Genomic DNA, 12,792 nt, shown 5'->3' on the forward strand with positions numbered 1-12,792 from the left:
CCGGGCGCCTACCTTGCCATTGTGTCCTGTCGCCCGACCCGCCCGGCGGCGCGCTGCCACACCCCCCCCCCCCCGGGGCCCCGCCCCCCCCGGGGCCGGGTGGTCCGGCCGCCCGGCCGTGGTGAACGCCGGCGTCACGCCCGCCGGGCCAGCCGCTCGGCGGCGGCCGGGTCCAGGGCCGCGCCCTCGGTGAACGCCGCCGCGAAGCCGTCCGGTCCCAGTCGGGCGCGTGCCGCGGCCGTCACCCGGTCGACGTCCGCGCGTTCGGCGGCGGGGAGCGGGGCGTCCACGCTCTGGCGCGCGCGGGCCGCGGCGCCGAGGAGCCGGGCGGCGTGGCCGGCCCCGGCCGCCGTGCCGTCGTCGGCGAGCGCGGCCGCCCCCGCGAGGCCCTCGAACGACAGCGCGAGCGTGCGCGGGTCGGCCAGGGAGAGGGCGAGGTCCAGTCCGGCGAGGTGCAGCGTCCGGGCCCGGGCGGCGTCGCCCCGCAGTTCGGCCACGAAGCCCAGCTCGGCGAGGAGCAGGTGGTTGCCGGCCTCCGAGGAGACGTCGGCGTACCAGGCGCGGATGCGGTCGAGTTCCGCCTCGGCGGTGTCCAGGTCGCCCGAGCGGCGGGCTCCGAGCGCCGACCCCATCCGCGCGTGGATCTCGCCGAACTTGTAGCCGAGGTCCGAGGCCAGCTTCCGGGCGCGCTCGTGCAGCTCCCGGGCCTGCTCCCAGTCCTTCCGCAGCAGCGCCAGCCGCCCGAGTCCCGACAGCCGCGCGGACACCTCGGTGCGCAGCCCGAGGTCCTCCGCGATGCGCAGCCCGTCGTTCTGCAGGCGGGCGGCCTCGGCGTAGTCGCCCTTGATCTCCGCGAGCGAGGCGAGCGGGGACACGGTCTGCAACGCGCCCCACCGGTCGCCGAGTTCGCGGAAGATCCGGGCGCTGCGGTGGCCGGCGCGGTCGACGGTGGCGAGGTCGCCGCTGATGACCGCCTGCACCGAGCGGAGGGCGAGCGTCGCCGCGATCCCCCAGCGCGCCTCCGGGCCGGGCTCGGCCTCCTCGAAGAGCGCGAGAGCCCGGGCGTTCAGCTCCGCGCTCGCCACCGGGGCGCCCACGTTGAACAGCCCGAGCGCGTACAGCCAGGCCGCGCGCCCCCGGCGCAGGGGGTCGTCGATCCACGGGTCGGCGGTGCGGGGTGCGGCCTGCTCACCGGTGAGAAGGCCGAACGCGTCCCGCAGCATGGCCGGTTCCGGATGCGCCGCGGTCCCCGACGCCGCCAGCACCTCCGAGAGCGTGCGGACGGCGTCGTCAAGGCGGCCGCGCAGCAGCCACCACCAGCTCAGCGCGGTGGCCAGCCGCACCCCCGCCTCGGTCGCGGCCTCCCCCGAACACCCCGGCTCGCGGCCCAGCGCCGCGTCGAGCGCGGCCCGCAGGTTGGCGCGCTCCGCGTCCAGGCGGTCGAGCCACTCCCGCTGGTCCGCGCCGCGCAGCCGCGGCTCCGCGCGCTCGGCGAGCGCCAGGAAGTAGCGCAGATGCCGCTCGCGGACGGCGCCGAGGTCCTCCAGCTCCGCCAACCGCTCCCTCGCATACGCGGCGACGGACTCCAGGAGTCGGTAGCGGGGCCCGCACGGCCCGTCGACCACGACCACCAGGGACCGGTCGACCAGCCGGGTCACCAGGTCGAGCACGTCCTCGGGGGAGACCCCGTCCCCCGCGCAGACGGCCTCTGCCGCCTCCAGGGTGCAGCCGTCGCGGTGCACCGCGAGCCGACGGAGCACGATCCGCTCGGGTGCGCCGAGCAGCTCCCAGCTCCAGTCGATCATCGCGCGCAGGGTCTGCTGCCGGGCCGGCGCACCGCGCCGCCCGGTGGTGAGCAGCCGGAACCGGTCGGTCAGTCGGGCCGCCAGTCGCTCCACCCCCAGCGCCCGGACGCGGGTCGCCGCGAGCTCCAGCGCCAGCGGGATCCCGTCAAGACGGGCGCAGATCTCCGCCACGGCCCCCCGGTCGGCGTCCGACGGCGCGAAGCCGGGGGCCGCCGCGGCGGCGCGCTCGGTGAAGAGCCGCACGGCGTCCGGCGACGGCAGCGGTTCGACCGCGACGACGGTCTCCCCCGTCAGCCCCAACGGCTCCTGGCTGGTGGCGAGCACGCGCAGCCCCGGGGCGGACTCGAGCAGGGACGCGGCGAGCGCGGCCGCCGCCTCCACGACGTGCTCGCAGTTGTCGAGCACCAGCAGCGCGGTCCGGTCGCGCAGCGCGGTGGCCAGCCGGGCGGCGGGTCCGCCGGACGGCACGGGGCCCGAGGGGGCGTCGTCGTGCAGGCCGAGGACCATGGCGACGGCGGGCGCCAGATCGGCCGGCCCGCCCCGCAGCCCGGCGAGTTCCACCAGCCATACCCCGTCGGGGAAGCCGCCGCCCGCCTGCCGCCGCGCGGCCTCCACCGCCAGCCGGGTCTTGCCGACCCCGCCGGGGCCCGTCAGGGTGACCAGCCGGCCCCGCGCGAGCCGTCCGACGACGTCGTCGACCGCCGCGTCCCTGCCGACGAGGCCGGTGAGCGGGGTGGGCAGGTTCGTGGGCACCCGGTGGGTGCCGGGGCGCTCGGGTGCGCCGTGGCGATCGGGTGCGCCGGGGCGGTCGGGTGCGACGGTGCCCGCAGCGGTGCCGAAGACCGCTTTCGCAGCGGGCCGTCCGGGGCGTCCGGCCGCCGCCCCTTCGACCTCCTGCCGCAGGATCGCCCCGTGCAGCGCCGTCGCCTCCGGGCCGGGGGCGATCCCCAGCTCGTCCGCGAGCCGCTGCCGCAGGTCGTCGTACGAGGCCAGCGCCTCGCTCTGTCGGCCCGCGAGGTACAGGGCGCGCATCTGCAGCGCGCGCAGCCGCTCGCGGAACGGGTGCAGCGCCACCAGCTCCGTCAGCTCCCCGGCGACCGCCGCGTGCTCGCCCAACTCCAGCCGCGCCGCCGCCCGCTCCTCCTCCGCCGCGAGCCGCTGCTCCTCAAGCCGCTGCCCCGCCGTCCGCGCGAACTCCTCGTCGGCGAAGTCGGCGTACGCCCGGCCGCGCCACAGCCCGAGCGCCTCCGTCAGCAGCGCGGCGCGCTCCGCGGCGTCCGGGGTGCGCCCCGCGCGGTCCGCCAGCGCGCCGAACCGCACGGCGTCGGTGTCGTCGGCGAGCAGCCGGTAACCGGGTGGCTGGCGCAGGACCCGCTCGCGGCCGAGGACGCCGCGCAGCTGCGAGACCTTCGCCTGCAGGGCGTTCGCGGGGTTGCCCGGCGGCCGGTCGCCCCACAGTTCGTCGACGAGGCGGTCGGCGGAGACCGTCCGTCCCTCGTGGGCGAGCAGCGCCGCGAGCAGCTTGCGCACCTTCGCCTCCGGGACCCGGACCGGCGTCCCCCCGCCGTCCCACACCGCCAGTGGACCAAGCACCCCGAACCGCATGCACCGAACCGTACACACGCGGTCGGCGGCGGCCGGGCGAGGTCCGTCAGCGTCCGTCAGCGTTCCCGAAGCGTTCCCGAAGCGCCCGCGCGCAGAGTCGCCTCAGCGGCGCGGGACGCCGAAGACGACGGAAGCGGTATGAACCATGAGCAGGTACAAGGACAGGAAGGCCGTCGTCATCGGCGGCACCACCGGCATCGGTCTGGCCGTCGCCAAGCGCCTCGCCGAGGGCGGCGCACGGGTCCTGGTCACCGGGCGCAGCGAGGCCAATCTCGACCAGGCGGCCAAGGAACTCGGCCCGACGGCGCACCCGGTCGTCTCCGATCTGGCCGACCTCGCCTCCGTGCGCGCGCTCGCACCGGCCGTCGAGGACCGGCTCGGCTCGGTCGACCACCTCTTCGTCAACGCCGGCATCGCCTTCCTCGCCCCCACCGAGCACGTCACGGAGGCGGACTACGACCGGCAGTTCGCCGTGAACACCAAGGGCGCGTACTTCACCGTCCAGGCGCTGCTCCCGCTGCTCGCCGACGGCGGGTCGATCGTGTTCACCACCTCCGTCGCCGACACCACCGGCACCCCCGCGATGGGCGTCTACTCCATGTCGAAGGCGGCCCTGTGGTCCTTCGCCCAGGCGCTCGCCGCCGAGCTGGCCGGCCGGGGCATCCGCGTCAACGCCGTGGCCCCGGGCTTCATCGACACCCCCGGCGGCGGCGTCCAGCGCCTCAGCCCCGAGGAGCACGCCGCGTTCGCCGAGGCCGGCGACGCGCTCACCCCGCTCGGACGGCACGGCACCGCCGACGAGGTGGCCCGCGCCGCCGTCTTCCTCGCCGTGGACGCCACGTTCACCACCGGCACGAAGCTCGCCGTCGACGGTGGTCTGGCCCAGCAGATCCCGGCGCCGGAGCGGTAGCGGGCGCGCCGCGGCGATGTTTCACGTGAAACGCCCTCGCTGTTCCACGTGAAACACGTCGCTCGGTTTCACGTGAATCATCGCCCGGCCGCCGGTGCCCTGTCCGGCCCTCGGCGTGCCCCCGAACGGACCGTGACAGCCGGGCCGTCGGGCTTTCCCCGCCGTCCTTCCCGCTCCCGAGGAGCACCCGTGACCGTCTCCCCTCCTGCCACCCCGGTGGAGCGCGACAAGCTCCCCCTCTTCGCCCTCCTCGCCCTGTCCACCGCCGTGTTCGTCACCAGCCTCACCGAGACCCTTCCCGCCGGCCTGCTCCCCGCCATGAGCGCCGACCTCGGCGTCAGCGAGTCGGCCACCGGCCAGACCGTGACCGTCTACGCGCTCGGCACCGCGGCCACCGCGATCCCGCTGACCGCCGCCACCTCGTCCTGGCGCCGCAAGCACCTGCTGCTCACCGCCATGGGCCTCTTCGCCGCCGCCAACACCGTGACGGCGGTGTCCACCGCCTACGCCGTGACGATGGCCGCCCGCTGCGTCGCGGGTGTCGCCGCCGGCCTGGCCTGGGCCCTGCTCGCCGGCTACGCGCGCCGGTTGGCGCCCGTCCACCTGCAGGGCCGGGCGATCGCCGTCGCCATGGCGGGCATCCCGCTCGCGCTGTCCCTGGGCGTCCCGGCGGGCGCCTACCTGGGGCAGGTCCTGAACTGGCAGCTCGTGTTCGGGTCGATGACCGCGCTGACCCTTCTCCTCGTCGGCTGGATCGCCGTCGCCGTGCCCGACTTCCCCGGCCTTCCGGCCGGTGCCAGACCGCCCCTCGCGCGGACCGTGCGCATCCCGGGGGTGGCGCCGGTCCTCACCGTGACGCTGGTGTTCGTCCTCGCGCACACCGTCCTCTACACCTACATCGCCACCTTCCTCGACGACCTCGGCATGGGCGACGCGACCGATCTCGTCCTGCTGATCTTCGGCGTCGCCTCGCTCCTCGGCATCTGGATCGTGGGCGCGCACATCCATCGCCGGTTGCGCGGGCTCACGGTCTTGGCCGTCCTCCTGGTCGCCGCCGCCTCGGCGGTGTTCGGCACGCCGGCCGACACCCCCGCCCTCGTCGTCGCGGCCGCCGCGCTCTGGGGGCTCGGCTGGGGCGGCACCCCGACCCTGCTGCAGACCGCGGCGGGCGACGCCGGTGGCGGATCCGGTGACGCGGTGCAGGCGATGCTGGTGACGCTCTGGAACGTGGCGATGGCGTCCGGCGGCCTGCTCGGCGGCCTGCTGCTCGACCACCTCGGGGCCGGCTCGTTGCCCTGGGCGGTCCTGCTGCTGCTCGCCCCGGTGTTCGCGCTGGTCCTGACCGCCCGCACGCACGGGTTCCCCGCCCGACGACCCGTCGCGGCGTGACATTTCGGGGCGACGGCGGTGGGTGCGGTGTGGTGGGGTGGCTACGTCAGCCGACCCACCGCGTCCGCCGGGTCCCACCGCGCCCGCCGCACCCCGTCGTGCGCGCCGAGCCCGCCGACGCAGCGCGCCGTACGAGGAGCAGCCGCCCGTGTCCGTGATCCACCGCACGACCATGTCGCCCACGAAGCACGAGCTGATCGAGGCCTGGCTGCCGGGCCGCCCGTGGTACATCGGTCGCGGCGAGCCGCTGCTCGCCAAGGCCGGCGGCTTCCGCCTGGACGACCCGCAGGGCGAGGTCGGCATCGAGTTCATGGTGGTCACCGACTCCGGCGCCGGCGCCTCGGGAGCCGATTCGGCGGCCGACGGCCCCGTCGCCTACCTCGTCCCCGTCACCTACCGCGGCGCCCCGCTCGACGGGGCCGGGCACGGCCTCATCGGCACCGCCGAGCACGGCGTCCTGGGCCGCCGGTGGGTCTACGACGGGGTCCACGACCCGGTGCTCGTGGGGCGGCTCGTCGCGCTCGTCCTCGGCGAGGCCATCCCGCAGCGCCAGAGCGAGTCGAACGCCTCCGACCCGACCGTGGCCTCCGCCTTCACCGGCGACGGCCTCGCCGCCACGACCCCGCCGACCGCGATCACCGAAGGCCCCCGCAGCACCGACCTCGTCGTCCCCACCGCCGCGGCCCCCGGCGCCGTCACCCTCCGCCTGCACCGGGTCCTGCCCGCCGCCGTCGGCGCGCCCGCCGTCGGCCACGTCACTGCCCCCCTCCTCCACCCCGACGGCACCACGACCCGCACCCCGTTCGTGACCGTCCACGCGACGGCTCCCCAGGGCGGATAATCGGCTGACAGGTGCGCGGGCGCCGCCTATGGTCGCGGTGATGAACACCAACTCCTCTGGAAGATCGGGGGAATCGTCCGCGCAAGGTGAGTGCTGATGGCACCTCACTTCGCGCCCGCGATCCCGCCCCACCTGCAGATGTGGCTCCGCGTACGGGAGTACGCCGTGCCGCCGTCCATGATCGGGACCGCGGCCGCGCGCCGGGCGGCCGGAGACTGGGCGGGGGCCTGTGCCGCCGCCCGCGTCGACACCGATCTCGATCTGCGCGCCGTGCGCGACCGCCACGGCACCGCCTTCGCCCGCCGCCTGCGCGCGGATCTGCGCCGACTGGCGCCGGACCTGCTGCGCTGGCACATGCCCCGGTCGGCCCCCGACGGTCGGCTCCGGCCGGGCCTGACCCTCTCCCTGCGCCGCTACGAGAGCCCCGGCGCGCCGCCGGTCCACCTCGTGGTGCGGACGCCGCCCGCCCGGGCCGACGCCGGCCAGCGGATGTCCCTCGCGCTGTGGGACGGGTCCGACGGTCCACCGCGCCATCCGCACCCGCACCCCCACCGGCGCTTCCGGCTCGACCTCCACCGGCACCTCTGGGACGCGGAGAGCTCCGGGGAGCTGGCGTCCCGAGCCGGCGCCGGGCCACCGCCCGGCGGGTCCGTGGCGGGCGGCGACCCGTGGGCGGGGGCGTGGGCGACCGACCGGTGGGCCGCGGAGGCCGAACTGCTGCTGCGCGCCGCCGGGCGTCCTCGCGGCGTGTTCACCGTACGGCTCGGCACCCGCGACCTCGCCGTCCTCGAACTCGTCGCCCCCGACGACACCCACGTGCCGACGTGGAGGCCGCTACCGGGACCTCCGCCGCCGCACCAGGCCGCCGTCCTTCCGCTGCTGCCCGAGGCGGCCGCCCGGCCGCTGCCGGACCTGGAACTGCTGCGGGCCGGGCTGATCACGCCCGGCCGGCTGCACCCGCTGGTCGGCCGGGCGTTGGCGCCGGTGGCCCCGGCTCCGTCCGACGCGCACCGGCTCCGTCGCCCGCCCCGCGATCCGCACCGCGTGGAGTGCGGGGGCGAGGTGCACCGGATCGCCCTCCGGGACGGCGTGCTGACGGCCGTCGACCACGACCCGGCGCAACTGCGCCGCGAGGAACTCCTCGTGGCGCTCGGCGGATCCCCGCTGCCCTGTCTGCGCGCGATCGACACCGTGCACCGCGAGCCGGAGGCGCTGCCCGCGGTCCGCGAGCGGCTCGACCACGGCGACGTGGCCGGCGCCCTCGCCGTGGTCGAGGGGCTGCTCGGTCCCGGTGCGGTCCTGCGCGACGGGCCGCTGCGGGAGGAGCTGGAATCGGCGGCCGCCCGCCGCGTCGACCACGGACTCTTCCGCGCCGACCTCGTCGCCCTGCACCCCGCGTCCGGTACGGGCGGGAGCGGCGCGGGGGCCCGGCACGCGGAGCCGGACCACCGTCCGCGGCTCGACCGCGCCGCGCCGAAAGCGCTGCGCCTCACCCTGCGCGGCAAGCGGACCGGCCGCGCCAGGACCCGTACCGCCCTGCACCCGAACTGAGCACGTCCGTCCGCTCCTTCCTCGTCCTGAACGCCCGTTCCCTCATCCCCAGGTGATGCCCATGACGTCCAGCACCCTCCTGCCCGCACCCACGACCGCCGCCACGACCGCCACCAAGACCGCCGCCTCGACCGCCGCCTCGACCGGCGCCTCGACCGGCGCCCGCCTCGCCGTCGCCGACGACCTCCTGGCCCGGCTGCGGACCACCACCACCGAGCCGCGCCCCGACGAGCAGCTCGAAGCCCTCGCCCTGGCCGTATCGGCCGACCTGCCCGTGCTGCTGTGGGGCGAGCCCGGCATCGGCAAGACCGCAGCCCTGACCCAGCTCGCCACCTCCCTCGACCTGCCGCTGACGACCGTGATCGCCAGCGTCCACGACCCCACCGACTTCGCCGGCCTGCCCGTGCTCGGTGACGACCCGACCGTCCACGGGGTGCCGATGGCACCGCCGCAGTGGGCGGTGGACATCGTCCGGGCCGGCCGCGGACTGCTGTTCCTGGATGAGCTCTCCACGGCGACCCCCGCCGTCCAGGCCGCCCTGCTCCGGATCGTCCTGGAGCGGCGGGTCGGCGCGCTGCGGCTGCCGGCGGGGGTGCGGATCGTCGCCGCCGCCAATCCGCGCGCGTCGGCGGCGGACGGGTGGGAGCTCAGCCCGCCGCTGGCCAACCGGTTCGTGCACCTGTACTGGGCGCACGACCGCGAGGTGGTCGTACGCGGCCTCGGCGGCGTGTGGCCCCGCGCGGAACTGCCCGCGCTGGCGCCGGAGCTGCTGCCGGAGGCCGTCGCGTACGCCCGGCGCGCCGTCTGCGGCTTCCTGGACGCGCGGCCGACGCTGATCCACCGGCTGCCCAGCACCGAGACGCGGCGCGGCGGCGCGTGGCCCTCGCCCCGGAGCTGGGAGGCCGCGCTCACCCTGCTCGCCTTCGGCACGGCCGCCGCCGTCTCCCGGGACGTGCTGGCACTGCTCGTGCGGGGCGCGGTGGGGGACGGGCCGGGGCTCGAACTCCTCGCCCATCTCGACCGGATGGAGCTGCCGGACCCGGAGTCGCTGCTGGCCGACCCGGCCGTCGCGGAGCTGCCGGAGCGCGGCGACCTGCGGCAGGCGACGCTGGAGGCGGTGGTGGCCGCCGTCGGCGCGCGCCCGCGGCGCGAGCGGTGGGAGGCGGGGTGGGCGGTCCTGGTGCGGGCGTTGGAGACCGGCGCCCCGGACCTCGTCGTCGCCCCGGCGACCGCGCTGGCCTCGCTGCGGCGCGACGACTGGGAGGTGCCCGAGGCGGTGGAGCGGCTGACCGGTGTGATCGGGCTCGCCCGGGTGGCGGACGCCTCGGTGAGCCGGGCGTCCGCGGTCGCCGGGCGGCCCGCGGGGGCGCGCCGGTGACGGGGGCCCTGCGGCACCCGGCGCCGCGTTCCGCTCCGGCACCCCGATCCGCTCCGCCGCCGCGTCCCGCTCCGCCGCCGCCCCGGTCGCGGGCCGCGGACCCGGCGCCACCGGCCGACGCGGGGCCTCGCGCCCGCCCCGTCCTGCCGCTGGACCTGGACAAGCTGCTCGCCGCACGCCTGCACGCGGTGAAGGTCCGCCCGTACCTCGCCGCCGCGCTCTTCGCGCTGCGGGTGGTGGAGGACCGCTCCGTGCCGACCATGGGCGTGGACGCGCACTGGCGCGTGTACGTCTCCCCCGGCTTCGTGGCGCGCACCCCCGTGGAGGAGCTCGCCGGCGTCTGGGTGCACGAGGTCTCCCACCTGCTGCGGGACCACCACGGGCGCGGCGAGCGCTACGCCCGGGAGCACGAGGAGTACGGCCCCGGCCAGCGGCTGCGCCGCAACATCGCCGCCGACTTCGAGATCAACGACGACATCTACGGCGACGGTCTGCCCCGGCCGGCGGGGGTCGTCCTGCCGTCCCTGCTGCGCCTCTCCGACGGGCTGCTGATGGAGGAGTACCTCCGTACGGCGTCGATGTCCGGCCTCGGCGCGGAGCTGGCCTGGCTGGACTGCGGGAGCGGCGCCGACGGCCAGGTCCGGCCGTGGGAGCTGGGTCCCGACGGAGCGCACGCGCTGAGCCGGCAGCAGCAGGACGCGGTTCGCTTCAGGGTCGCCGAGGGCATCAGGGCCCGGCCGGGCAGCGCGCCCGCGGGGTGGCGCCGGTGGGCGGACGAGGCGTTCCATCCGCCGCAGCCGTGGCGGCAGTTGCTCGGTGCGGCGCTCCGCTCCGCCACCGGGGCGGCGGGCGGGGGCGAGGACCACAGCTACCGGCGTCCGTCGCGGCGGGCGGCGGCCGTCCCCGGGGTGCTGCTGCCGAGCCTGCACCGTGCGCCGCCGCGGGTCTGCGTCGTGATCGACACCTCCGGCTCGGTCAGCGACGCCGAACTGGGCGGCGCGCTGCTCGAGGTGGCGGCGATCGTACGGGCGGTGGGCGGGCGCCGCGACCTGGTCTCCGTGATCTCCTGCGACGCGGCGGCCCGGATCGCCGTCCCGCTCTGCCGCGCCGAGGGCATGACCCTCGTCGGCGGCGGCGGCACCGACCTGCGCTCCGGCTTCACCCGCGCCCTCGCGACTCGCCCCCGCCCCGACGTGATCGTCGTCCTCACCGACGGCCAGACCCCCTGGCCCTCCGCCGCGCCCCCCTGCCGCACCGTCGTCGGCCTCTTCCCCCGCCCCGCCCCCCGCACTCCCGAGACCGACCCCGACTACCGCCCCGACAACCCCCCACCCTGGGCCCGCACCGTCACCATCGGCTGACCCCGCCCACGACGAAGGCCCCGACCGTCACAACGGTCGGGGCCCTCATCTGCCCTCTCGGGCGGGTGCGGAGGATACGAGATTCGAACTCGTGAGGGGTTGCCCCCAACACGCTTTCCAAGCGTGCGCCCTAGGCCACTAGGCGAATCCTCCGCCGCAAACAATACAAGACGTTGGGGGGTGCTCGCGAACACGATCGGGGGTGGGAGAGCGGGTTCTGCCTGCGGCGGGGCATCGGGTAGGGTGGGCGCCAGCCCCTCACGTGGCGCTATCTGACTGAACTCCCCCAGGGCCGGAAGGCAGCAAGGGTAGGTCGGCTCTGGCGGGTGCGTGAGGGGTCTTCGCGTTCCCGGGGGAGGAGTGCCGGCGGGGGAGGCGAGGGGTGGTCCGGGGGCCGTGCGACGGCGGGCCGGGATGTCAGTGGGCGGCGATAACCTCGTAGGCGTGTCGTCACTCGCGCTGTACCGCCGCTATCGCCCGGAGTCGTTCGCCGAGGTCATCGGTCAGGAACATGTCACTGACCCGCTGATGCAGGCCCTGCGGAACAACCGGGTCAACCACGCGTACCTGTTCAGCGGTCCGCGCGGGTGCGGCAAGACGACCAGCGCGCGGATCCTCGCCCGGTGCCTCAACTGCGAGCAGGGGCCGACGCCGACGCCGTGCGGTCAGTGCCAGTCCTGCCGCGACCTCGCGCGGAACGGGCCGGGGTCGATCGACGTGATCGAGATCGACGCCGCGTCGCACGGAGGCGTGGACGACGCCCGTGACCTGCGCGAGAAGGCGTTCTTCGGGCCCGCGAGCAGCCGGTACAAGATCTACATCATCGACGAGGCCCACATGGTCACCCCGGCGGGCTTCAACGCCCTGCTGAAGGTGGTCGAGGAGCCCCCGGAGCACCTCAAGTTCATCTTCGCGACGACCGAGCCCGAGAAGGTCATCGGCACGATCCGCTCGCGCACCCACCACTACCCCTTCCGGCTGGTGCCGCCGGGCACCCTCAAGGACTACCTGGCGGAGGTCTGCGGCAAGGAGGACAGCCGCGTCGAGGAGGGCGTCCTGCCGCTGGTGGTGCGGGCGGGCGCGGGGTCCGTGCGTGACTCGATGTCGGTGATGGACCAGCTGCTCGCGGGCGCCACGGACGACGGTGTGACGTACGCCATGGCCACCGCGCTTCTCGGGTACACCGACGGCTCGCTCCTGGACACCGTCGTCGACGCCTTCGCGTCCGGCGACGGGGCCGCGGCGTTCGGGATCGTCGACGAGGTCATCGAGGGCGGGCACGACCCGCGCCGCTTCGTCGCCGACCTGCTCGAACGGCTGCGGGACCTGGTCATCCTCGCCGCCGTGCCGGACGCGGCGGAGAAAGGGCTGATCGACGCCCCGGCCGACGTCGTCGAACGCATGCAGGCGCAGGCGGAGGTGTTCGGCGCGGCCGAGCTCAGCCGCGCGGCCGACCTGGTCAACGCCGGGCTGACGGAGATGCGCGGGGCCACCTCGCCGCGCCTGCAGCTGGAGCTGATCTGCGCCCGCGTCCTGCTCCCGGCCGCCTACGGCGACGAGCGGTCGCTGCAGGCGCGGCTGGACCGGCTGGAGCGCACTGGGCTCGCGGGCGGCTTCGCCGCCGCGCCGGTGCAGCAGGGCGCCCCCGCCCCGGCCGCCGGACCCCCCGCGCCGGCGCACGCGCACGTCCAGGCGCCCACCGCCGCACCCCCCCAGCCCTCGGCTCCCACCCCCGCCACCCCGCCGTCGTCCCCGCCCCCCGCCGCCCCCACCGCCCCCACCGTTCCCGCGCCGGAACAACCGGGCCAGGCACCGACCGGCCCGCCCCCCGGCGCCTGGCCCGGCGCCGCCGGCCCCGGCACCGCCCGCCCCGCGGCGGCCGCCCCCGCCACCCCGGGGGACGACACCCCCGCCCGCCCCGGCGGCTGGCCCACCGCGGCCGCCGCCGGGCC

8 protein-coding genes, 1 tRNA gene and 1 other RNA gene are annotated in these 12,792 nt (G+C 76.7%); 8 read left to right on the forward strand and 2 right to left on the reverse strand.

The window, feature by feature from the left end; all coding sequences use genetic code 11:
• Nucleotides 1–134: 134 nt before the first annotated feature.
• Entirely contained in the window at nucleotides 135–3,410 is a 3,276-nt protein-coding gene (locus ACFWEG_RS19590; protein ID WP_387216702.1) for a BTAD domain-containing putative transcriptional regulator, read from the reverse strand.
• Nucleotides 3,411–3,555: 145 nt separating this feature from the next.
• On the opposite strand from ACFWEG_RS19590, the gene ACFWEG_RS19595 reads away from it, so the two are divergent.
• The 6 genes from ACFWEG_RS19595 (at nucleotide 3,556) to ACFWEG_RS19620 (ending at nucleotide 10,840) form a co-directional block, all read left to right on the forward strand.
• On the forward strand, nucleotides 3,556–4,320 hold the full coding sequence (locus ACFWEG_RS19595; RefSeq protein WP_387216704.1) for an SDR family oxidoreductase: 765 nt from the start codon (nucleotides 3,556–3,558) through the stop codon (nucleotides 4,318–4,320).
• A gap of 189 nt (nucleotides 4,321–4,509) precedes the next feature.
• A complete protein-coding gene (locus tag ACFWEG_RS19600) occupies nucleotides 4,510–5,709 on the forward strand; it encodes an MFS transporter (RefSeq protein WP_387216706.1) in 1,200 nt (399 codons plus the stop codon).
• 148 nt (nucleotides 5,710–5,857) lie between these two features.
• Nucleotides 5,858–6,550 carry a 1,4-alpha-glucan branching protein gene (locus ACFWEG_RS19605; RefSeq protein ID WP_387216708.1) on the forward strand — a complete coding sequence of 231 codons (693 nt, stop codon included), beginning with the start codon at nucleotides 5,858–5,860 and terminating at the stop codon, nucleotides 6,548–6,550.
• Between the two features lie 96 nt (nucleotides 6,551–6,646).
• Entirely contained in the window at nucleotides 6,647–8,101 is a 1,455-nt protein-coding gene (locus ACFWEG_RS19610; protein WP_387216710.1) for a hypothetical protein, read from the forward strand.
• 61 nt (nucleotides 8,102–8,162) lie between these two features.
• Complete coding sequence (locus ACFWEG_RS19615) at nucleotides 8,163–9,479, forward strand: AAA family ATPase (RefSeq protein WP_387216712.1); 1,317 nt, start codon at nucleotides 8,163–8,165, stop codon at nucleotides 9,477–9,479.
• A 155-nt stretch (nucleotides 9,480–9,634) separates the two neighbouring features.
• Complete coding sequence (locus ACFWEG_RS19620) at nucleotides 9,635–10,840, forward strand: VWA-like domain-containing protein (RefSeq protein ID WP_387216716.1); 1,206 nt, start codon at nucleotides 9,635–9,637, stop codon at nucleotides 10,838–10,840.
• A gap of 68 nt (nucleotides 10,841–10,908) precedes the next feature.
• Here the strand turns inward: ACFWEG_RS19620 and ACFWEG_RS19625 are convergent.
• A tRNA-Ser gene (locus tag ACFWEG_RS19625) sits at nucleotides 10,909–10,993 on the reverse strand.
• A gap of 99 nt (nucleotides 10,994–11,092) precedes the next feature.
• Between ACFWEG_RS19625 and ffs the strand changes: the two genes are divergently transcribed.
• Both ffs and ACFWEG_RS19635 read left to right on the forward strand, forming a co-directional pair.
• An RNA gene (gene ffs, locus ACFWEG_RS19630) (signal recognition particle sRNA small type) lies at nucleotides 11,093–11,183 on the forward strand.
• 101 nt (nucleotides 11,184–11,284) lie between these two features.
• On the forward strand, nucleotides 11,285–12,792 hold a 1,508-nt coding region (locus ACFWEG_RS19635), incomplete at its 3' end, for a DNA polymerase III subunit gamma and tau (protein WP_387216714.1).

Origin of the sequence: Streptomyces sp. NPDC060194 (genome assembly GCF_042728285.1) — a bacterium.
In the GTDB taxonomy this organism is placed as follows: domain Bacteria; phylum Actinomycetota; class Actinomycetes; order Streptomycetales; family Streptomycetaceae; genus Streptomyces.

Excerpts from the sequence above, each read along its gene's own strand:
- ACFWEG_RS19595 (WP_387216704.1), top strand. The coding sequence starts at position 3,556 with ATGAGCAGGTACAAGGACAGGAAGGCCGTCGTCATCGGCGGCACCACC.
- ACFWEG_RS19590 (WP_387216702.1), bottom strand. The coding sequence starts at position 3,410 with ATGCGGTTCGGGGTGCTTGGTCCACTGGCGGTGTGGGACGGCGGGGGG.
- ACFWEG_RS19610 (WP_387216710.1), top strand. The coding sequence starts at position 6,647 with ATGGCACCTCACTTCGCGCCCGCGATCCCGCCCCACCTGCAGATGTGG.
- ACFWEG_RS19615 (WP_387216712.1), top strand. The coding sequence starts at position 8,163 with ATGACGTCCAGCACCCTCCTGCCCGCACCCACGACCGCCGCCACGACC.